This window comes from Mesorhizobium sp. M8A.F.Ca.ET.181.01.1.1, from assembly GCF_004792025.1.
In the GTDB taxonomy this organism is placed as follows: Bacteria; Pseudomonadota; Alphaproteobacteria; order Rhizobiales; family Rhizobiaceae; genus Mesorhizobium.
On record NZ_SRTV01000002.1, the window covers coordinates 831,261 to 852,782 of the forward strand.

The 21,522-nt window shown below is 63.0% G+C and carries 18 protein-coding genes and 1 pseudogene; 10 read left to right on the forward strand and 9 right to left on the reverse strand.

Annotated features, from left to right (window positions below; genetic code table 11):
• Positions 1 to 7 precede the first annotated feature (7 nt).
• On the reverse strand, positions 8 to 859 hold the full coding sequence (gene panC / locus EN824_RS12455; RefSeq protein WP_135932333.1) for a pantoate--beta-alanine ligase: 852 nt from the start codon (positions 857 to 859) through the stop codon (positions 8 to 10).
• The gene (panB, locus tag EN824_RS12460; RefSeq protein WP_135932334.1) at positions 856 to 1,698 is read right to left on the reverse strand and encodes a 3-methyl-2-oxobutanoate hydroxymethyltransferase; all 843 of its coding nucleotides are present in this window, start codon (positions 1,696 to 1,698) and stop codon (positions 856 to 858) included. Before panB ends, panC begins: the two co-directional genes overlap by 4 nt.
• Before the next feature lie 242 nt (positions 1,699 to 1,940).
• Here panB and EN824_RS12465 point away from each other — a divergent pair, with 242 nt between their 5' ends.
• The 3 genes from EN824_RS12465 (at position 1,941) to EN824_RS12475 (ending at position 3,521) form a co-directional block, all read left to right on the forward strand.
• Positions 1,941 to 2,339 carry an NADH:ubiquinone oxidoreductase subunit NDUFA12 gene (locus EN824_RS12465; RefSeq protein WP_127280305.1) on the forward strand — a complete coding sequence of 133 codons (399 nt, stop codon included), beginning with the start codon at positions 1,941 to 1,943 and terminating at the stop codon, positions 2,337 to 2,339.
• Between the two features lie 139 nt (positions 2,340 to 2,478).
• Positions 2,479 to 3,075: a DUF2155 domain-containing protein gene (locus EN824_RS12470; RefSeq protein WP_127280304.1), complete on the forward strand. Its 597-nt coding sequence runs from the start codon at positions 2,479 to 2,481 to the stop codon at positions 3,073 to 3,075.
• A 62-nt stretch (positions 3,076 to 3,137) separates the two neighbouring features.
• Entirely contained in the window at positions 3,138 to 3,521 is a 384-nt protein-coding gene (locus EN824_RS12475) for a hypothetical protein (RefSeq protein ID WP_127869412.1), read from the forward strand.
• A 10-nt stretch (positions 3,522 to 3,531) separates the two neighbouring features.
• Here EN824_RS12475 and aat read toward each other — a convergent pair whose 3' ends face one another.
• The 6 genes from aat to EN824_RS12505 all read right to left on the reverse strand — a co-directional run bounded on the left by aat (position 3,532) and on the right by EN824_RS12505 (position 8,869).
• The gene (gene aat / locus EN824_RS12480) at positions 3,532 to 4,149 is read right to left on the reverse strand and encodes a leucyl/phenylalanyl-tRNA--protein transferase (protein WP_135932335.1); all 618 of its coding nucleotides are present in this window, start codon (positions 4,147 to 4,149) and stop codon (positions 3,532 to 3,534) included.
• A 12-nt stretch (positions 4,150 to 4,161) separates the two neighbouring features.
• The gene (gene accC, locus EN824_RS12485) at positions 4,162 to 5,505 is read right to left on the reverse strand and encodes an acetyl-CoA carboxylase biotin carboxylase subunit (protein ID WP_127280307.1); all 1,344 of its coding nucleotides are present in this window, start codon (positions 5,503 to 5,505) and stop codon (positions 4,162 to 4,164) included.
• A gap of 10 nt (positions 5,506 to 5,515) precedes the next feature.
• On the reverse strand, positions 5,516 to 5,977 hold the full coding sequence (accB, locus tag EN824_RS12490; RefSeq protein WP_127279917.1) for an acetyl-CoA carboxylase biotin carboxyl carrier protein: 462 nt from the start codon (positions 5,975 to 5,977) through the stop codon (positions 5,516 to 5,518).
• 26 nt (positions 5,978 to 6,003) lie between these two features.
• Complete coding sequence (gene aroQ, locus EN824_RS12495; protein WP_127279916.1) at positions 6,004 to 6,438, reverse strand: type II 3-dehydroquinate dehydratase; 435 nt, start codon at positions 6,436 to 6,438, stop codon at positions 6,004 to 6,006.
• Positions 6,439 to 6,583: 145 nt separating this feature from the next.
• Positions 6,584 to 7,405, reverse strand: coding sequence for a DsbA family protein (locus EN824_RS12500; protein WP_135932336.1), 822 nt, complete (start codon positions 7,403 to 7,405; stop codon positions 6,584 to 6,586).
• A 69-nt stretch (positions 7,406 to 7,474) separates the two neighbouring features.
• Positions 7,475 to 8,869: a M48 family metalloprotease gene (locus EN824_RS12505; protein ID WP_135932337.1), complete on the reverse strand. Its 1,395-nt coding sequence runs from the start codon at positions 8,867 to 8,869 to the stop codon at positions 7,475 to 7,477.
• A 147-nt stretch (positions 8,870 to 9,016) separates the two neighbouring features.
• Here EN824_RS12505 and EN824_RS12510 point away from each other — a divergent pair, with 147 nt between their 5' ends.
• A complete protein-coding gene (locus EN824_RS12510) occupies positions 9,017 to 10,165 on the forward strand; it encodes an aminotransferase class I/II-fold pyridoxal phosphate-dependent enzyme (protein WP_135928783.1) in 1,149 nt (382 codons plus the stop codon).
• A gap of 4 nt (positions 10,166 to 10,169) precedes the next feature.
• Complete coding sequence (locus EN824_RS12515; RefSeq protein WP_127279912.1) at positions 10,170 to 11,099, forward strand: glutaminase; 930 nt, start codon at positions 10,170 to 10,172, stop codon at positions 11,097 to 11,099.
• Positions 11,100 to 11,196: 97 nt separating this feature from the next.
• On the opposite strand, the gene EN824_RS12520 is transcribed toward EN824_RS12515, so the two are convergent.
• Positions 11,197 to 14,172, reverse strand: a complete 2,976-nt coding sequence (locus EN824_RS12520; protein ID WP_135932338.1) for a ribonuclease E/G — start codon at positions 14,170 to 14,172, stop codon at positions 11,197 to 11,199.
• A gap of 651 nt (positions 14,173 to 14,823) precedes the next feature.
• Between EN824_RS12520 and EN824_RS12525 the strand changes: the two genes are divergently transcribed.
• The 5 genes and pseudogenes from EN824_RS12525 (at position 14,824) to EN824_RS35930 (ending at position 21,442) form a co-directional block, all read left to right on the forward strand.
• Complete coding sequence (locus EN824_RS12525; protein ID WP_127279148.1) at positions 14,824 to 16,086, forward strand: N-acetylmuramoyl-L-alanine amidase; 1,263 nt, start codon at positions 14,824 to 14,826, stop codon at positions 16,084 to 16,086.
• Positions 16,087 to 16,298: 212 nt separating this feature from the next.
• Positions 16,299 to 18,743, forward strand: coding sequence for a penicillin-binding protein 1A (locus EN824_RS12530; protein ID WP_135864238.1), 2,445 nt, complete (start codon positions 16,299 to 16,301; stop codon positions 18,741 to 18,743).
• A gap of 123 nt (positions 18,744 to 18,866) precedes the next feature.
• Positions 18,867 to 19,998, forward strand: a protein-coding gene (prfB, locus tag EN824_RS12535; RefSeq protein ID WP_127279146.1) for a peptide chain release factor 2 whose coding sequence is annotated in 2 segments (ribosomal slippage) — positions 18,867 to 18,932 and positions 18,934 to 19,998 — 1,131 coding nt in all. Because the reading frame shifts where the segments join, the coding sequence is not laid out codon by codon here.
• Between the two features lie 576 nt (positions 19,999 to 20,574).
• On the forward strand, positions 20,575 to 20,943 hold the full coding sequence (locus tag EN824_RS12540; RefSeq protein WP_127279145.1) for a hypothetical protein: 369 nt from the start codon (positions 20,575 to 20,577) through the stop codon (positions 20,941 to 20,943).
• A 130-nt stretch (positions 20,944 to 21,073) separates the two neighbouring features.
• Positions 21,074 to 21,442, forward strand: a pseudogene (locus tag EN824_RS35930) (GFA family protein).
• Positions 21,443 to 21,522 lie beyond the last annotated feature (80 nt).

Consider the following 21,522-nt stretch of genomic DNA (forward strand, 5'->3'; position numbering starts at 1 on the left):
ACGCCGATCAGGCGGTGGAAACGTCCACATTGTCGATCAGCCTGGTTTTTCCCAGCCAGGCGGCGGCGAGGACGCGGCCCATTCGGTCGTGCCGCCATGGCGCAAGTGTCAGGCTTTCTCGGGCCTCGACATAATCGACTTTCTGGAAGCCGGCGACGATCAGGGCTCGGCTTGCTTCGGCGATCGTTTCTTCCTGACCTGCGCCCGCCGCCAGCGCCGTTGCCGCCTTGCGCAGGATAAGATTGAACTGGCGGGCGGTCTGGAGTTCGGCTTCATCGAGATAGGCGTTGCGTGACGACATGGCGAGGCCATGCGCGTCGCGAATGGTCGGTGCGCCGATGATCTCGACGGGCAGGTCGAGGTCGCGGCAAAGCTGCTTGACGACGCAAAGCTGCTGATAATCCTTTTCGCCAAAGATGGCGAAGTCGGGTACGGCCTGCAGGAGAAGCTTGGCCACCACTGTGGCGACGCCATCGAAAAAGGTGGGTCGAAAGTCCGTTTCGAGCCCGGCTGACGGGCCGCCGACCGAGATTTTCGTCGCAAAACCGAGGGGATACATCTCGTTGACATCAGGCGTGAAGGCGAGATCGGCCTTGGCCATCGTCAGCATATCGAGGTCGCGGGCCAACTGGCGCGGGTATTTGTCGAGATCCTCGCTCGGCGCGAACTGCGTCGGATTGACGAAGATCGACACCACGCATCGATCGGCTCTTTCGAGGGCGATCTTGATCAGCGAAAGATGCCCGTCATGCAATGCGCCCATGGTTGGCACCAAGGCGATGCGCTGCCCATCGCGCCGCCAGTCGCGGATGCGTGCGCGAAGCTCGGCAACGCTGTCGACGACGTCGGGCCGGCTCATGCTTCATCCCCGCCATTTGTTTTTGAAAAGACATGGGCACGGCCGGGGAATTCGCGGTCCCGTACCTCCGATGCGTAGCGCTCGGCGGCATGCGCGATCACGCTGCGCAGATCGGCGTATTGCTTGACGAATTTAGGCACCCGGTCGACGGTCAGCCCGACCATGTCGTCGATGACCAGGATCTGGCCGTCGCACTCGCTGCTGGCGCCGATGCCGATGGTTGGAATGGCGATGCGGCCGGTGATGTCCGCGGCGACCGTCTCGATCGTTCCTTCAATGACCAGGGAAAACGCACCGGCCTTCTCGACCGCGAGCGCGTCGGCGATCAGGGCGGCAACATTCTCGTCCGTCCGGCCCTTGATCTTGTAGCCGCCGTCTTTCTCGACCGATTGCGGCTGCAGGCCGATATGGCCCATGACCGGGATACCGGCGGCCACGATCGCCGCGATCTGAGCGGCCATGTCGACGCCTCCCTCGAGTTTCACCGCCTGGCAACCGGTCTCGCCAACGATGCGCCGCGCCGAGGCCACGGCTTGCGCGGCTGAATCCTCATAGGTGCCGGCCGGCATGTCGACGACGACGCAGGCCTTGGCCGAGCCCCGCATCACGGCCTGGCCGTGCGCGATCATCATCTCCAGCGAGGCGCCCAGCGTCGTCTCATGGCCATGCAGGACCATGGCGACGCTGTCGCCGACCAGGAGAAGGTCGACATGGGGATCGAGCAGGCGGGCGATCGGGTAGGTGTAGGCGGTGAGGCAGACGATCGGCGTGCCGCCCTTGCGGCGGCGAATCAGGTCGGCACCGATGCGAATGTCGGTGGTCGGCAATTGCTTGGCCAATCGTCGCCTCCTTCAGCCCCTGGGCGCAGAGGATTTCCGCATGGGCGCGCAGAGCTTTAGAAAGAGCGGCAAGGCTTGGCAAGCGTGCATCCGGCCACCCCAGGGATCACAGGCCCAGGGATCACAGGCTTGTGTCGGGTCCCTGGCGCGCCATTTGCGCGCTCCCGCGGCAAAACCCTTGCCTTCCCGAGGGCCTGACGCCATAAGCAGGAAACGGGCGCCACCAGCGCGAGGGTTCTGAGATGAAGACTTTCCTGACGCAGTTTTTCACCTGGTGGAACAGCCAGACGCTGGGAACGCGCCTGCACACCTGGCGGTACGGCAAGAGGGTCGGCCAGGACGAGGCCGGCAATGTCTACTATGAAGGCGGTATCGATTCGGAAGGCCGTACGCGCCGTTGGGTCATCTACCGCAACTATTCGGAAGCGTCGGCCATTCCGCCGGGCTGGCACGGCTGGATTCACCATCGTGTCGATGTCGCTCCCCCCAGCGACGACTACCGGCCGCGCGACTGGCAAAAGCCGCACCTGCCCAATCTGACCGGCACGCCCGCGGCCTATCGCCCGAAGGGCTCGGTGCTGACCAACCAACATCGCCCGCAGGTCACCGGCGACTACGACGCCTGGACGCCGGGGTCGTAACGGCGCGGGTTTGTAACCGTAAGGTGCAGGCCGGTCCTTTATCGCCACAATTGGTGTTTAGCTGCTTGCTGATCAGAAAACGGCGACTAGCCTTGGCGATCGATGGAATCACCTGGGCGCGAACCACCGGTACCCCTGCATGAGCTTTTTCAACCTGATATCGACAGGCGGTCTGACGCTAGCCGCCAGCCTCGCCGTCAGCACCGTCGCCTTTGCGGCTTCACCCACACCTGCCGCCCCGGCGCCGCCAGCGGCAGCGGGATCGGATCGCATTGCCAACCCGGTCGCCGAGTTCGCCGGTATCGACAAGATCACCGGCCGCATCATCACCTTCGATGTCTATATCGACGAGACGGTGCAATTCGGCGCCCTGCAGGTGACGCCACGCGTCTGCTATTCCCGGCCGGAGAACGAGGAGCCGAAGACCGATTCCTTCGTCGAGGTCGACGAGATCACGCTCGACCGCAAGATCCGCCGCATCTTCACCGGCTGGATGTTTGCCGAAAGCCCTGGCCTCAATGCCGTCGAGCACGCCGTCTATGACGTCTGGCTGAAGGAATGCAAGCAGAAGTCGGATGTACCGGCGCCTGATGCTGGCAAGGCCGACGGAGCGAAAGCCGACGCCTCGAAGCCGGCCGCGACCAAGCCCGCCTCGGCCAGGCCCAAGCCCCCGGTCACTCCGGACGCGGCACAGCCGGACGACGCCGCGGAACCGGACACGACCACCGCCAACTGATCTCTTGGAACCGCCATGGCGGGCGCGCGTTGGAGCATCAAGACGTGCCCGGAGGATATGCTATGTCGGACAGCAAGCGGATCATGGCCAACAAGGCCGAGTTGTTGGAACTCGAAAAGGGGTTCTGGACGGGTGACAGTGCCTACTACGCCGCCAACGCGGACACCGAATGCCTGGTGGCGTTTCCGCGGATGGCCAAGGCGATGGATAATGCCGATCTGGCCGAGACCGCGACCAAGCCCAACCGCTGGCGCGATCTCGACATCGAGCTCAAGGGCATAATCGAGCCGGGCAGCGACATCGTCATGCTGACCTACGAGGCGCATGCGACGCGCGAGAATGGCGAACCCTACGCCGCACTGGTCAGCACCGGCTATGTCCATCGCGTCAACGGTTGGAAGATGATGTTCCATGCGCAGACGCCGCTCGAGGCCACCGCCAAGTAGGGCTTGATCCCTACGGAAAAAAGATCGCTTCGCCCTTCAGCGCGTCGCCCAGCATCTTCTCATACTTGCCGCGCGGCACGTCGACCGCGCCGAAGCGCTTGAGGTGCTCGGTGGTGAACTGCGTATCGAGGAGCGCGAAGCCGCGTGCCTTCAGGCGCTCGACGAGATGCACGAGACAGATCTTCGACGCGTCCGTCTCTTTGGAAAACATGCTTTCCCCGAAAAACACCCGCCCGAGCGAGACCCCATAGAGCCCGCCGACCAGACGCCCCCCCCGCCATGCCTCGACCGAATGGCAGTGTCCCATCCGGTGCAGTTGCACATAGGCTTCGCGGATCGGCGCGTTGATCCAGGTCGAGCGGCGCTCCTCGCGCTTTTCGGCGCAGCCGTCGATCGTCGCCTCGAAGTCGAAGTCGAAACGGATGTCGAACGGGTGCCTGCGGATCGTCTTCTGCAGGCTTTTGGGCGTGTGAAAGCCCTCGAGCGGAATGATGCCGCGCGTTTCCGGGCGCACCCAGAACACTTCCGGGTCACCAGCACTTTCGGCCATCGGGAACACGCCCGAGGCGTATGCCTTGAGCAGAAGGTCGGTGGGGATGCGATAGCCTGGCGCGTATGGACGGGTCATCGCGTCCCCGCGCTATTCGCCCTTGGCCAGATATTTTTCCAGCCAATGGATGTCGTAGTCGCCGTTGGCGATGTCGGCATTGCCGACGAGATCGCGAAACAGCGGCAACGTCGTCTTGATGCCGTCGACGACGAATTCGTCGAGCGCCCGGCGCAGCCGCATCATGCATTCGACTCGGTTGCGCCCATGCACGATCAGCTTGCCGATCAGGCTGTCATAGTAGGGCGGGATCTTGTAGCCGGAGTAGACACCGGAATCGACGCGGATTCCGAGGCCGCCGGGCGTATGAAAATGGGTGATCGTGCCGGGCGAGGGGGTGAAGGTGCGCGGATCCTCGGCATTGATGCGGCATTCGATGGCGTGGCCGTTGAACTTGATGTCTTCCTGCTTGACCGAAAGGCCGCCGCCGGAAGCGACGCGGATCTGCTCGTGGACCAGATCGATGCCGGTGATCGCTTCCGTCACCGGATGCTCGACCTGGAGACGCGTGTTCATCTCGATGAAATAGAACTCGCCGTTCTCGTACAGGAACTCGATCGTTCCGGCGCCCGAATAGCCGAGATCGGCAATCGCCTTGGCGCAGATGCCGCCGATGCGCGACCGTTCCTCGGCGTTGAGCGCCGGCGAATTGGCCTCTTCCCAAACTTTCTGGTGGCGCCGCTGCAGCGAGCAGTCGCGTTCGCCGAAATGCACGCCGCCGCCGAAGCCGTCGCCAAACACCTGCACCTCGATGTGGCGCGGCTTCTCCAGGTATTTCTCGATGTAGACCGCGTCGTCGCCAAAGGCCGCGCCGGCCTCCGAACGCGCCGTCTGCAGGGCGATTTCGAGGTCCGCCTCGGTATGCGCCACTTTCATGCCGCGTCCGCCGCCGCCGGCCGACGCCTTGATGATGACGGGATAGCCGATCTCGGCGGCGATCCGCCTGGCTTCCTTTTCCTCGGTCACCGCACCGTCGGAGCCGGGCACCACCGGAATGCCAAGGCGCTTTGCGGTGCGCTTGGCCTCGATCTTGTCGCCCATGACGCGGATATGGTCGCCGGACGGACCGATGAAGGTGATGTTGTGCGCCGCCAGGATGTCGGCGAACTTGGCGTTCTCCGACAGGAAACCGTAGCCCGGATGCACAGCGTCGGCGCCGGTGATCTCGCAGGCCGCGACGATCTGGTGGATGTTGAGATAGCTGTCGCGCGACGGCGGCGGACCGATGCACACGCTTTCGTCGGCCAGCCGCACATGCATGGCGTCGGCATCGGCGGTCGAATGCACCACCACCGTCTGGATGCCGAGTTCCTTGCAGGCGCGCAGCACCCGAAGTGCGATTTCGCCGCGATTGGCGATGAGGATCTTCTGGAACATCCGGCTCGCTCTACTCGATCACGACAAGCGGCATGCCGTATTCGACCGGCGTCGCGTCCTCGAACAGGATCGCCGTCACCGTGCCGGCGCGCGGCGAGGGAATCTGGTTCATCGTCTTCATCGCCTCGATGATCAAGAGCGTCTGTCCTTCCTTGACCTTCTGGCCGACCTCGATGAACGGCTTGGCGTCCGGCGACGGCGCCAGGTAGGCAGTACCGACCATGGGCGAAGGGACGGCGTTCTTGGACACGTCGACCGCGGCCGGGGCAGCCACGGCGGCAGATTGGGATGCCGCTGCCGGCGCATAGGCCGGTTGCGGTGCGGCGATCGCATGGACGGTGGGCGCCTGCCGTGACACCCGTACCTTCAGGTCGCCGAGTTCAACCTCGATCTCGGTCAGGTTGGTGTCGTTCAGTATGCCCGCCAGATCGCGGATCAGTTGCTGGTCAACACCGGTCTTCTTTATCGACATTTTCGAGCCTTCTGTTTGTTGGCCGGTCATAGGCGTGCGGCCAGCGCTTGCAGCGCCAGCGTGTAGCCGAGCGGCCCAAAGCCACAGATCATGCCGACAGCGACCGGCGCGACCATCGAGACGTGGCGGAACGGTTCCCGCGCGTGGATGTTGGAAAGGTGAACTTCGGCGACCGGCAGCGGCGCGATCGAGCGGATGGCGTCGTGGATGGCAATCGAGGTATGGCTGTAGGCGCCTGGATTGATGACGATGCCGGCGGCCTTGTCGCCGGCTTCCTGGATCCAGTCGACAAGATCGCCTTCATGGTTCGACTGGCGGAAATCGATCTCGATCCCGAGCGCTTTGCCTGCCTGCTTGCAGTCGTCGGCGATGGCCGCGAGCGTCTTGCCGCCATAGATGCCCGGCTCGCGCTTGCCGAGCGCGTTGAGATTGGGACCGTTCAGGACGAAAACCGTTTTCAAAAAAGTCGACCTTTTCCGGCGCCGACGTCAAGCCGGCGCGCTGGGCCTCTATACCGGGCATAGTCGCCCGCGGAAAGAGCGCAAGTGCGTTCTTTCACTGTCCACAACAGGCCGAAACGTGCCCGTGAAGAAAACCACTCGCCGGTCAAAGCGCGGCTTTCGCCGCCTCGATCTTTTCGGCAAGCACTTCCTGCCCGAGCGCCCCGAACACGACCTCGTTGCCGACGACGTAGGAAGGGGTTCCGGTGATCTGCAGCTTGTTGGCAAGGTCGTAAGTCTTGGAGAAGGCCTCGGGGATCGACGCGTCCTTCATCTTCTCGCGCAGCGTCGCCTCGTCGGCGCCGAGCGAAAGTGCGATCTTGATCGCGGTTGCCTCGGTGGCGCGCCCCTGGCCGCCGAGCAGCGCATTGTGGAACTCGCCGTACTTCTCCGGCATCATCAGGTGGAACGCCATCGAAACGACGCTGGCCTTCTGCGAATCCGGGCCGAGGATCGGGAATTCCTTGAGCACGAAACGCAGATCCGGATCTGACTTGGTCAGGGCCCGCATATCCTCGATGGCGCGTTTGCAGAAGCCGCAATTGTAGTCGTAGAACTCGACGATCGTTACCTTGCCGTTCGGGTTGCCGACGACGCCGTCGAAGGTGGAGTTGAAGATCTGGTCCTTGGCGTTCTTGATGACGCCGAGCGCCGCGAGCCGCTGCTCCTCCTTCTGCTTGGCCTCGAGTGCGTCCTGCACTTCGAGCAGCACTTCCGGATTCTTCAGGAGATAGTCGCGGATGATTCCCTCGACCTCGGCGCGGTCGATTTTGGTATCGGCCACGGCCGACTGGGCAGGCTGCGCCGTCTGGACAGGCTGCGCCGTTCCGGCCTTCGCAACCTGCGGATTGCCGGCCACGAAACCGAAAGCCAGCATGGCAAGGGCGACCGCAACCCCCGTGGTGCACAGCAGCAGTGCCTTCTTCATCGTTCTCGTTCCTTCTGCCTGTTTTCCGGTCTGGCTGTGTCGCAGCACACGGCCGGAGGGTTCATGAGTTTACTGGCTCTTGCCTGATGATTTGTAGTTTATGATGTCCTGGGCGCGTATCCAGCGCGGCTCGCCGCGCTTCATCTGCTGTTGCGCCCGCATGGCGAAGATCTTCGCATCCTTGTAGTTACCGGAATAGAAATGGCCTTCGGCGGTGGCAAGCTCGGCGCCCGGTATGTCTCCCAGCTCGCCGTAAGCCTGCGCCAGATAACGATAGCCGGTGGAGTTTTCCTTGTCGCGCCCCAGGCCATTGTTGATCTGCACGACAGCTTTCTTGAGCGAGTCGGGCGTGCCGACCGCCATCAGCGCCTGGCCAAGCGAGACAGGCAGCAGGCCGGACCGTGCCGGATCGAGGCTGACAGCCTTGGCGTAGGCGTCGGCCGCATCCCTAGGCTTGTTCGCCTTCATCAATATATCGCCGCGCAGTTCCTGGAAGTAGGCATTCTTGGGCTGCGCCTTGATCAGGGCGTTGGTCTTGGCGAGCGCCGCGTCGAGGTTGCCGTAGAGATAGGTCGACTGGGCATCGCCGTATAGCGCCGCCATGCCGCCGCGCATCTTTTGTATCAGCCGCGCCGCGGCGGCCTGGCCTTCCATGTAGACGGCAATCTTCACCCGCATCATGTCATGGCGCTGCTGCAGCGTCGGCGCGTCGAGCTTGTCGACATTGGGGCTCTGCTTGACCAGCACCTCGAGATTGGCGATGCGGTCCTGCGGCATCGGATGGCTGATCCGGTAGGGATCGACCTGCGCGCCCGACAGCGACAGCGCGGTCTGGAAGCGGTGGAAGGTCTTCAGCATGCCCATGCCGGACTGGCCGGTGGCATTGAGATAGGTGATAGCCGAGCGGTCGGCCGTGATTTCCTCGGTGCGCTGATAGGCGAGGATGCTGCGCTGCGCCATCTCGCCGCCGCCAGCCGCCACGCCCATGCCGGCCCCGGCAAGGCCGCGGCTGTTTGTCGTCGCGCCGGCGACCATGGCGCCGGCACCGAGCAAGGTGGCGATGATGGCCATGGTCTTGGCGCGTTCGAGTTGGTCGCGCAGTTTCTGCTGGTGGCCGCCGGCGATATGCCCGGCTTCGTGCGCGATGACACCAATGATTTCATTCGGTGTTTCAGCCGTCATCAGCGCGCCGGTGTTGATGAACAGCCGGCGCCCGGTGACGAAGGCGTTGAAGCTGGAATCATTGACCAGCACGATGTCGATGCCGTCATTCGCCAGCCCGGCCGCCTTGAAGATCGGCCGTGCATAATCGCGTACCAGAGCTTCGATCTCGGCGTCGCGTACCACTGGCACGCCCTGGGCGAAGGCGGTCACCGAACCGGCCACTGCAACCGCGGCGGCAAGCGAGATCGTCGCGAAGACACGCGCTGCCCGGGCAATCGTCGATCTGGGTCGGCTCAACATAATGTGTCCACTGGTAGACGAGCGGGCGAAAGATGAAAAGTCGGCGCCTGAAAAACTTCCTCAACTTGTGATCCTCACATCAATCGGGCATTTGTGCGGCGCATGCGTCAGGACCTGGCGCGCTCAATCCTCGCAACAGGGGTAAAAATGGTCGTTTCGCTCTCCCATCGCGGCAATGTCGAGCCGTTCCACGCCATGGATGTGCTGGCCGAAGCGAACCGGCTGAAGGCACAGGGCGTGCCGGTGATTTCCATGGCGGTCGGCCAGCCATCCGATCCGGCGCCTGTCGGGGTTCGCGCCGCCGCGGCCAAGGCGCTGGAGGTTGGACGCATCGGCTATACCGACACCTTGGGCCTGGCCCCGCTGCGCAAAGCGATCGCGGGGCATTACGCGGATCACTACGGCCTCGATGTCGATCCTGGCCGGATCGCGGTGACCACCGGATCGTCGGCGGCCTTCAATCTCGCTTTCCTGGCGATGTTCGATCCCGGCGACCGGGTCGCCATCGCCGCGCCCGGCTATCCCGCCTATCGCAACATCATGGCAGCCCTTGGCATCGACGTGGTCGAAATCGAGCTCGGCGACGCGGCTTATTTGCATGCCGGCCATCTGCAGGCCGCGCATCGGGAGAAGCCTCTGAAGGGCGTGCTGTTTGCAAGTCCGGCCAATCCGACCGGCGCCGTCATACCGGCCGATGAACTGGCGGCCCTGGTCACCACGGCGGAATCCCTCGGCATCGCCGTCATTTCCGATGAGATCTATCATCGGCTGGCCTATGGCGCCCCAGACACCACGGCACTCGCCTTTAGCAACAGCGTGACGGTGATCAACTCGTTCTCGAAATACTATTGCATGACCGGCTGGCGCATCGGCTGGATGGTGTTGCCGGAAGACCTCGTGCGGCCGGTAGAGCGCATCGCCCAGAGCCTCTACATCTCGCCGCCGGAGCTGTCGCAGATCGCGGCGATCGAGGCCTTTACCGCAACCGAGGAATTGCAAGCGGTGAAGCGGCGCTATGCCTGGAATCGCGAGCTTCTGATGAAGCGCCTGCCGGAGCTGGGTTTTCCCCTGGCGGCGCCCATGGATGGCGCCTTCTATGCCTTTTGCGATGTCACCCGGCACAGCAATGACAGCATGGCCTTTGCCCGCAAGATGCTGGCCGAGGCGCATGTGGCGGCGACGCCCGGCCGTGACTTCGACACCCGGGCGGGCCACCGCACGATGCGGTTTTCCTATGCCGGCAGCCACGACGACATGGTCGAGGCGATGGCGCGCATCGAACGCTGGTTGAGGTAGCGCCATGCCGGAGCTCGAACAGGCGCTGGCGGAAGTCGCGGCGGAAATGGCTGAACGCACCGATCGCGGCGATGTCGCGACCTACATTCCCCAACTGGGCAAGGTCGATCCGAAGAAATTCGGTATCGCGGCCGTCACCAATGACGGCGGCGTGCTGGTGGCTGGCGATGCCGACCAGGCTTTTTCGATCCAGAGCATCTCGAAGGTGTTTACCCTGACGCTGGCGCTCGGCAATGTCGGCGACGCGCTGTGGAAGCGGGTCGGGCGCGAGCCGTCCGGCAACCCGTTCAACTCGATTGTCCAGCTCGAGCATGAGAACGGCATTCCGCGCAATCCGTTCATCAATGCCGGCGCTATCGTCATTTCCGACATCCTCCTTGCCGGCCACCAGCCGCGCGAGGCGATCGGCGAGATCCTGCGCTTCATCCAGTTCCTCTGCGACGACGAGACCATCATCATCGACCGCGAGGTCGCGGCTTCCGAACGGGCCACCGGCTACCGCAACTTCGCACTCGCCAATTACATGAAATCCTTCGGCAATCTCCATCATGCGCCGGAATTGGCGCTGGGCGTCTATTTCCATCATTGCGCCATCGCCATGAGCTGCCGGCAACTGGCAATGGCCGGTCGCTTCCTCGCCAATGGCGGCAAGAACCCGGCGACCGGGTATCAGGTGGTGTCGGCGGAGCGGGCGCGGCGCATCGGCGCCATGATGCTGACCTGCGGCCACTATGACGGCTCCGGCGATTTCGCCTTCCGCGTCGGTATTCCCGGCAAGAGCGGCGTTGGCGGCGGTATATTGGGTATCGTGCCGGGGGTCGCCTCGCTTGCCGTTTGGTCGCCCGGCCTCAACGCCAACGGCAATTCCAAGCTGGGTTCGATCGCGCTGGAAAAGCTCGCCAGGATGATGAACTGGTCGATCTTCGCGCCATAGCGATCACGACCTGCCGGATATGAAAAATCCCGCGCCGTTCGTTTCGATCGGCGCGGGATTCTTTTTGTCAGAAAATCAATTCAAGAATTTGAAAAGCCTAGAAAAAGCCTTTCCGCTGCCACCAGCCGGCACGCTTGGGCTTTTCTTCGGATTCGGCTTTGGCTTCCGGCTCATCGGCGACGGTCGAGGAAACCACCGGTACGATAGGTGTATCGGCGGCTGCCGCCTTGCGGCGTGATGGCCGGGCCTTCGGTGTCTCCCCGGCGACCGCTGCCCCGTCCGATGCCGTGGCTGGCGTCGCGGCGGCTGCCTGAACGGCCGCTTCCGCGGTCGGCTCCTCGGCGACAGCCTCGGCGGCCGCCTTCTTGGGCTTGGCTGCGCGCCGCGGCTTCTTTGGCTTTTCGGTGCTAGGCACCTCGTCGCTCACAGTAGCCGCCGGCTCTTCGGCGGCCGCCGCAGCCACCGGCTCGATCGACACAGGCTCGCTTAGCGAAGCGTCAGCCTCGGCAGGCTCGGTCGTTTCGCCGGCTGCCGCCTCCGTCTCGCCTTCACCGTCTTCGCGACGGTTGCGCTTGCCGCCGCGCTTGCCGCGCCGGCGCTTCTTGCCTTGGCCATCGTCGGATGCTTCCGCCGTTTCGACGGTCTCCGTTGCGGCGACCGCAGCTTCGTTGTCCAGCTCGGCATCGTCATGGTCCGCTGCGCTTTCCGACGCAGAGAGGCCGTCCTCCGAGGTGGAATGGGGCGCGCCGTCGGTCGGGGCGCCATGCTCGCGGTCGCGATCCTTGCCGCCGCGCCGCCTGCGACGCTTGCGGCGCTTGCGGTCGCGGCCTTCGCCTTCCTCGCCGGATCTGGGCTGCTGATGCTGCGCCGGCTGGGCGTGCCGTGGTTGCTCGGCCTGTACCGGCGCTTCGTCCTCCTCCTCGGCGACGACGATCTCGTCCTCGGGCTCTTCCGGCTCGACATAGGCAGGCAGGCTGCGCGCCTCGACGAAACCTTCCGGCTTTTCGGCCAGCGCGCCGCGGAAGATCGCGTAGTGCTGGGCACCAACCGTATCGTCGGCCTCGATGGTGACGGTCAGGCCGAAGCGGCTTTCCAGTTCCACCAGCGTGCCGCGCTTGTGGTTGAGCACGTAGAGCGCGGTCGCGGCCGGCGTGCGCACCGTGATGTGGCTGCGCGAATCCTTGAGCAGGAACTCCTCGATCGCCCTTACCACCATCAGCGCCACCGACGAATCGGAGCGCACATGGCCGGTGCCGCCGCAATGCGGGCATGGCTTCATGGTCGATTCCAGCACGCTGGCGCGGATGCGCTGACGCGACATCTCCATCAGGCCGAAATGCGAGATGCGGCCGACCTGGATGCGGGCGCGGTCGTTCTTGAGGTGATCCTTCAGCCGCTTCTCGACGGAGCGGTTGTTGCGGTTCTCCTCCATGTCGATGAAGTCGATGACGATCAGGCCGGCAAGATCGCGCAGCCGGAGCTGGCGGGCGACTTCCTCGGCCGCTTCCAGATTGGTGTGGAGCGCGGTGTCCTCGATCGAGTGCTCCTTGGTGGAGCGTCCCGAATTGACGTCGATGGCGACCAGCGCTTCGGTCTGGTTGATGATGATGTAGCCGCCGCTCTTCAGCGTCACTTGCGGCTGCAGCATGCGGTCGAGCTGCGCCTCGATGCCGTTGCGCACGAAGATCGGCGTCGTATCGCGGAACGGCTGAACCACCTTGGCGTGGCTCGGCATCAACATGCGCATGAAGTCCTTGGCTTCGCGGTAGCCCTCGTCGCCGGAAACCAGGATCTCGTCGATATCCTTGTTGTAGAGATCGCGCACCGAACGCTTGATCAGGCTGCCTTCCTCATAGACGAGGGCAGGGGCGGTGGACTGGAGCGTGAGATTGCGCACGTTCTCCCACAGCCGCATCAGATATTCGTAATCGCGCTTGATCTCCGCCTTGGTGCGGCTCTCGCCGGCGGTCCGCAGGATGACGCCCATGCCTTGCGGCACTTCGAGATCGGCGACGACCTCCTTGAGGCGCTTGCGGTCGACCGCGCTGGTGATCTTGCGCGAAATGCCGCCGCCGCGCGCCGTGTTCGGCATCAGCACCGAATAGCGGCCGGCAAGCGACAGATAGGTGGTGAGCGCTGCACCCTTGTTGCCGCGCTCTTCCTTGACGACCTGCACCAGCAGGATCTGCCGGCGCTTGATCACTTCCTGGATCTTGTACTGGCGGCGCACCGGCTTGCGGCGGTTGCGCACTTCCTCGAGCGCATCCTCGGCGCCAACCGATTCGATCTCATGATCGTCCGGATGGGAAGAGGATACTTCCTCGAGCATCCCGCGGTCATTGTCGACGGAAGTGGCTTCGCTGCCCTGTTCCGCCTGCGGCACGGGTTCGGAAATCACGTCGCCTTCGACGGAGGCGGCGATCGACTTGGGGCCACCGTCGCTGGTTTCGCCTTCATCCTGTTCGGAAGAACCCCCGTTATCTTCGGATGCCCCGTTAGCTTCGGATGCACCGTCACGTTCGGATGCACCGGCGTGTTCCGAGGCATCGGGTTCCATGGTTCCCGAAACGTTGGACATGTCCTCGGCGACGGCATCCGCGCCATTGTCGTTGTTTTCGTCTGTCTCGCCGGCGGCCTCGTTTGCCTCGCCGGAATCGGCCGTGCCGGCATCGCGCCTGTTTTCACCACGGTCGCGGCTCTTGCCGCCGCGCCGGCGACCGCGCCGCCCGCGATCCCGGCTCTGGCGATCGTCGCCTTCGCCGTCCTCGTTCTCTTCGTCCTCGGCCTCCTGCGCTTCCGCGCGCAGCAGTGCCTGACGGTCGGCGACCGGAATCTGGTAGTAGTCGGGGTGTATTTCACTGAAGGCGAGAAAACCGTGACGGTTGCCGCCATATTCGACAAAGGCTGCCTGAAGGGAGGGTTCGACGCGCGTTACGCGGGCGAGGTAGATATTTCCTTTGAGCTGCTTCTTGTCCTGCGATTCAAAGTCGAATTCTTCGATACGGTTACCGCGTACGACGACAACGCGTGTTTCCTCCGGGTGGGAGGCGTCTATCAGCATTTTGTTGGGCATTATTTCGTTTCCCCCCGGCAGCCGTCAGCCGCAGCTGGCGGGGCAAAGCCCGCTGCTGTGTGTCTGGATGAGAGTGGGTGCCGGATAATTGAACGTCCGCCGGACGGTGCCTGCGTGTCATGGCGGTGCCGCCCGCAGCCATATTGGCGCGGTTTGATGCGGACGTTTCCATGATTGCGCTTGAAGCCATCGTCACCAGCAGAACCTTTTGAACCAAAGCCCGGAAACCGGACCAGCTTGTTTGCTCATACAGAGCCGGCGCGGGAACAACCCGGCCGTTTTCCTCACGCAGGCGATTCCCCCGCCACGGGAGCACACCTGCGAAATTCGTCGCAATCACCTGAAGCCTTTTCGCGTGAAGCGAAAGGAGCCGCCTTTCATCTGACCCTGTAGCAGGAAGCTGCGGAGGAGGGCGGTTCCAGGATTGCAGTGATCCACCATCGCTTTTATGATTTGGCGGGTTGGAAGGCAACCCCGATTTCCGATGCCGGCAAAAAGTGGTTCCGTAGCGTAAGCCTGGTCCGAACCTTGCATGAAAAGGCTTGGTTAACCTTCTCTGGATACCAATCGTTAATCGAATTCGCGGCCTGACCGGCGTGTCGATGAAATGAACGGGCGCAGGGCGCCAAACCGGGAGCGACTGGAAGAGAGATGGGACTGGCGGACTTCACAGACAAGGGATGTCGTGTTGGCGGCCAGAGTCTCCGTGTCTTCTGCCTCGTGTTATTGGTGGTGTTTTCGTCTGCCTTTTCCACGCTTGCCAGCGCCGCCGACACGACGCTTGTGGCGAGGGGCTACAAAATGGCCGGCGATGCCACCAGGATGCGCATCGTCATGGATTTCGATCGCGAGCCTGACGTCAAATGGTTCCTGCTGCGCGGGCCCAATCGCCTTGTCATCGATCTTGCGAACACCCGATTTGCCGTAGATGCCAAGGATTTGAAGCCGCGTGGCCTGGTCAAGGGTGTGCGGCTGGGCGAACTCGGCGAGGGCGTCGCGCGGCTGATTCTGACCGGCAAGGGACCATTCGCCGTCGACAAGCTCGATGTGCTCAAGAATGAGGACGGAACCGGCTACCGCATTGCCGTCGACATGTCGGCGGCCTCCGAACGTGAATTTGATGCCGCCCTTGCCAACCAGGCGCTGACCACCGGTTCCACGGTTTCGACCGACAAGGGCGGCCGGGTCGGCACCGGACCTGTCTCCAATCCGGGCCACCGGTTCACCGTCGTCATCGACCCCGGCCATGGCGGCGTGGACGGCGGTGCCGAAGGCCTGAACGGCACCATCGAGAAGAACGTCACGCTGGCCTTTGCCACGGAACTGCGCGACAAGCTCGCGGCGGTCGGCAGATACGATGTCTTCATGACCCGTGATACCGATGAATACCTGCGCCTGGACGACCGCGTGCGCATCGCCCGCCAGCATGAGGCCGATCTGCTGATTTCGATCCATGCCGACACGATCAGCGTCAAGGGTATCCGCGGCGCCACTGTCTATACGGTCTCCGACAAGGCTTCCGATCCGGAAGCACAGGCGCTTGCCGACCGTGAAAATCTGTCCGACCAGTTCGCCGGCATGGTCATCAAGGACGACAACAAGGAAGTGACCGACATCCTGATCGACCTGATCCGGCGCGAGACGCACACTTTCTCGATGAGTTTTGCCCATACTTTGGTCGGTCAGCTCTCGACAAGCGTCGGCCTTATCAACAATCCGCAGCGTTCGGCCGGGTTCAAGGTGCTGAAGGCCCCGGACGTGCCGTCCGTGCTGGTCGAGCTCGGCTATCTCTCCAACGCCAAGGACGAGGCGCAACTGCTCGACACCGAGTGGCGCGGCAAGGCAGCGCAAAGTATCACCAACGCCGTCGCATTGTTCGCTTCCGCGCGCGCCGGGCCTGGAACCGGAGGTTGACGATACCCGCGGCGCCTGCAACCAGGCGGCGTTGCGGGATGACAACACCCGGTGCTTTTTATTTCCGGCTTGCGGCCGCGAAACGCGGCCCTGCCGTATTTTGTCCACATGGTGGCGACATGGGTTTTCGATTGCGGATTGGGACCGGCTCGAAAGCTTGCGTGGAAGGCGGCTTCGTTTAGGAAATTCCCGAACCAAGGACTGGAGCGGGTATGATTCGTCTCATTGGCTATTTCTTCGGCATCGGCACGACGCTGGCCCTCCTGGCCGCGGCGGGCGTTGCCCTCTACATCGGCCATGTGGCAAAGGATCTGCCCGACTACGAAGTGCTGGCCAAGTACGAGCCTCCAGTGACCACCCGTATCCATGCCTCGGATGGCGCGCTGATGGCGGAGTATGCACGAGAAAGGCGCCTGTATTTGCCAATCCAGGCCATCCCGGATCGCGTCAAGGCTGCCTTCCTGTCCGCGGAGGACAAGAACTTCTACAGCCACCCTGGTGTCGACATAACGGGGTTGGGCAGAGCGGTGATGACTTACGTTTCGGGTGGCCCCATGCAGGGCGGCTCGACGATCACCCAACAGGTTGCCAAGAACTTCCTGCTCACCAACGAGCGCTCCCTGGAGCGCAAGGCCAAGGAAGCCATCCTTTCGTTTCGCATCGAGCAGGCCTATTCCAAGGATCGTATCCTTGAGCTCTATCTCAATGAGATTTTCTTCGGCTTCAACGCCTATGGCGTTGCCGGTGCGGCACTGACCTACTTCGATAAATCGGTGAACGAGCTGACCGTGGCCGAGGCCGCCTATCTGGCATCGCTCCCGAAAGGCCCGGCCAACTATAATCCCTTCAAGCACGCCGACCGGGCAATTGAACGGCGAAACTGGGTGATCGGCCAGATGGTCGAAAACGGTTACGTTACGCCCGAAGAGGGCGCGAAGGCGAAGGCCGAGCCGCTTGGCGTTGCTCCGCGCCGCACCGGCTCCTACCTTTTCGCCGGCGAGTATTTCACGGAAGAGGTTCGTCGGCAGATCATCGCCCGCTACGGCGAGAACGCCCTTTATGAGGGCGGGCTGTCGATTCGCACCACCCTTGACCCGAAGGTCCAGCTCATTGCCCGCAAGGCGATGCAGAACGGATTGATGAAATACGATACTCTGCGCGGCTATCGCGGGCCGGTGAAGACGATCGACGTCTCCGGCGACTGGGGTGTGCCATTGGGCGCCGTCAAGGGGCTGGAAGACGTTCCCGAGTGGTCGCTTGCCGTCGTGCTCGACAGTTCGGCATCCGGCCTGTCGATCGGCCTCCAGCCCGCGCGCCAGGCGTCGGGCGACATCGTCAAGGACCGCGTCGAAGGCACCGTCAGCAAGGACGACATGGGTTTCGCCATGCGCCATCTGGTCGATGGCAAGACGGTCAAGGCAAAGTCGCCGGCCGACGTGCTGAGGCCCGGCGACGTCATCTTCGTCCAGAAGAACGACGGTTCCGACAATGCCTACAGCTTGCGCCAGGTTCCCGAGGTGGAAGGCGGCCTGATCGCGATGGATCCGCACACCGGCCGCGTGCTGGCCATGGTCGGAGGTTTCTCTTATTCGCAGTCCGAATTCAACCGCGCCACCCAGGCCATGCGCCAGCCGGGCTCCTCGTTCAAGCCGATCGTCTATTCGGCCGCGCTCGACAATGGCTATACCCCGGCCTCGGTGATCATGGACGGACCGATCACCATCCAGAGCGGCAACACCACCTGGACGCCGAAGAACTATGACGGCACGGTCGCCGGTCCGGCAACGCTGCGCTCAGGTATCGAGAAGTCGCGCAACCTGATGACGGTGCGCCTTGCCAATGACATGGGCATGAAGCTGGTCGTCGAATATGCCGAGCGCTTCGGCGTCTATGATCATCTGGCGCCATATCTGCCGATGGCGCTGGGTTCGGGCGAGACGACCGTCATGCGCATGGTTTCGGCCTATTCGATCATGGCCAATGGCGGCAAGTCGATCAAACCGTCGCTGATCGATCGCATCCAGGACCGCTACGGCAAGACGGTGTTCAAGCAGGATGAGCGTGGCTGCGAAGGCTGCAACGCGCCTGAATGGAAGAACCAGCCGGAGCCGGAACTGGTCGACAATTCCGAGCAGGTGCTCGATCCGATGACCGCCTACCAGATCACCTCGATGATGGAAGGTGTCGTCCAGCGCGGCACCGGCGCCACCATCGGCGAGCTTGGCCGCCACATCGCCGGCAAGACCGGCACCACCAACGACGAGAAGGACGCCTGGTTCATCGGTTTCACGCCGAACCTCGTGGTCGGCCTCTACATGGGCTACGACACGCCGCGCGGCCTTGGCCATGGCGCCACCGGCGGTGGTCTTGCGGCCCCGATCTTCAAGGATTTCATGCGCGTGGCGCTGGACGGCACGCCCAATGTCGACTTCAAGGTGCCTGACGGCATGAACCTGATCGCCATCAACCGCAAGACCGGCATGCGCGCATCCTCGGGCGATCCCGGCACCATCATCGAGGCCTTCAAACCGGGCACCGGCCCCGCCGACAGCTACTGGGTGATCGGCATGGGCGCCGATGGCTCCAACGCTTCCGGCGGCGCCCTGTCGCCGCAGGCCAACCAGGCCATCCAGGACGGCGGCGGCGGCCTTTACTGACGAATTCAAACGTCCAAATGGGTCAGCCTCGGGCTGGCCCATTTCGCTTTACACATGGCGGCACCGTCCCTATGTATCGCGCCGACCGAAGCGTCATTCAGCAACAGGACAAAATATCAGGCCATGCGCGCGGAAACGCAGAATATTGTCGACGAGATCAGGCAGGCGATAACCCTGCTGAGGAGGCATCTTTGACTGGGATCAGGCCATAAAGCGGCTTGAATACCTGAACGTGCGAGCCGAGGACGCCAGCCTCTGGAACGAACCGCTGGAAGCGCAGAAGCTAATGCGCGAACGCCAGGGCCTCGAGGAAGGCATCGCGGCGGTCAAGGGCCTGACGCAGGCGCTGGAAGACAATATCGGCCTGATCGAGCTCGGCGAGGAAGAGGGCGACGAAGGCGTCATCGCCGAGGCTGAGGCCGCGATCCGTTCGATGCAGGGCGAGGCCAAGGCCCGCCAGGTCGAGACGTTGCTCTCGGGCGAGGCCGACGCCAACGACACCTATCTCGAAATCCATGCCGGCGCCGGCGGTACCGAAAGCCAGGACTGGGCCTCGATGCTGTTGCGCATGTATACGCGCTGGGCCGAGCGCCGCCGCTTCAAGGTCGAGGTGCTGGAAGTGCATGACGGCGAAGAGGCGGGCATCAAATCCGCCACCTTGCTGATCAAAGGGCACAATGCCTATGGCTGGTTGAAGACCGAATCCGGTGTCCATCGCCTGGTGCGTATTTCGCCCTATGACAGCAATGCGCGCCGCCATACGTCCTTCTCCAGCGTCTGGGTCTATCCTGTCGTCGACGACAGGATAGAGATCGACGTCTCCGAATCCGACGTGCGCATCGATACCTATCGTTCGTCCGGCTCGGGCGGCCAGCACGTCAACACCACCGATTCGGCCGTGCGCATCACCCATATCGCCACCGGCATTGCCGTCGCATGCCAGGCCGAACGCTCGCAGCACAAGAACAAGGCCAAGGCCTGGGAGATGCTGCGCTCGCGCCTCTACGAGGAAGAGCTGAAGAAGCGCGAAGCGGTCGCCAACGCGACCGAGGCCTCGAAAAGCGATATCGGCTGGGGTCACCAGATCCGTTCCTACGTGCTGCAGCCCTATCAGCTGGTCAAGGATCTGCGCACCGGCGTCGAAAGCACCAGCCCGTCGAGCGTGCTCGACGGCGATCTCGACGACTTCATGGAAGCCTCGCTTTCGCAACGCATCGAGGGCGGCGCGGGCGAAGCGGTGGCGGATCTGGACTAGAATCCGGCATATCTTGAGGCGGGGATCGAACGGGATAAGTGCACCCTTGCCGAAGGGCCCCACAGGCTGATCCATTTCGGCGACGAGAGCAGCCATGATACGCATTGCAGCCGTTCCGGCTTGTTGCTCTATTCGCTCGTCTGCGACGGCGCCGATGTCCACGTCGCCATGGGCACGCTGGCTGACGATCCAACGATTCGGCCGACGGCGCATATCTAGTCGGCTCCAAGGCGCCGTGGTTCACCATCGCCGACGACCCGCCGCAATAGCCGTCCCGGACGCATAGCCGGAACCAATCAGTCCCGGAATTCGTTGACTGCCATCTTGCAGACCCGGCGATGTCAACCTTCTGTTTACCAAGCCGGCGCACCCTTTAGAGCTGACTTATCGGCGCTCGGCTGCACCGCAGCCGAAGCAATTTCTTGCGCCGACCAAGGAATCAGCCCAGCATTCGGGCTGTAACAGAAGCATTTATGGCCGGACGCGGCATATCTGCGAGCTGACGATACGGCCACTGGGAAGACACGTTCCGGGAACGGGCAAGCGCAACGCTTGATGCTCGAAAGGAATGTTTCGATGTCTGCTGCCTCGTCTAGATCGGCCCAAGCCGTTCATCCGGCCGGCCGACTGCTGTTTTCCTTGTTTGCGATGGCGGCGCTGACGGCGCCTGCCTTGGCCCACGATGCCAAGCCCAGCCCGGTCCTGCCGCAGGGCTGGAGTTATCCCTTTGCTTGCTGTGCAAACTACGATTGCCGCACGACCCATTCGGGCGAGGTGCTGGAGAAACCCGAAGGCTATGTGATCGCCGGGACAGGGGAGGTGGTCCCGATGACCGACAGGCGCGTGAAGGACAGCCCCGACGGCGAATTCCACTGGTGCGCGCATCAGGCGGGTCTCGACGCGGGCAAGACCATCTGCCTGTTCGTGCCGCCACGCTCGTACTGACAAAGCAAGTGCATCGTCGCTTCGAACGATGACGATGCTCAGTCGCGATGGAGCATGCTGACAGGCAGTTGCCAGGAGCGCTTCTTTATGTTGCCCTGCCGCATGGGCGGTGGACAATGGAGAAGACTTCATGGCCATCAAGGGAAGCTGCCACTGCAAGGCGACGATATTCGAGGTCTCGGAGGCGCCGCAAACGGTGACGCAATGAACCTGTTCGTTCTGCTCGAAACGCGGCTCGCTTTGGGCCTACTATACGCCATCGCAGTTCAAGCTCATCACACCGCAGAAGAACGTTTCCTTCTACCAATGGGGTTCAAAGACCATAAAGCATGGGTTTTGCGCCACCTGCGGCTGCGGCACCTTCACCGAAACGCCGGACTGGTCGACCGGCGAGCCGGACTTCGACAATCCGAAGATCAGCGTCAACTCGCGGCTGTTCGACGATTTCGATCTCGACCAGGTCGAAGTGGTGGTCATCGACGGCAAGAATCTCTGGTAGCCCGTGATGGCGCTTCGTCAGGCAACTGGCTCCGGCGAAAAGCTGCAACGGCCACTTTTCCCGTTCCGTTTTTCGCCGCA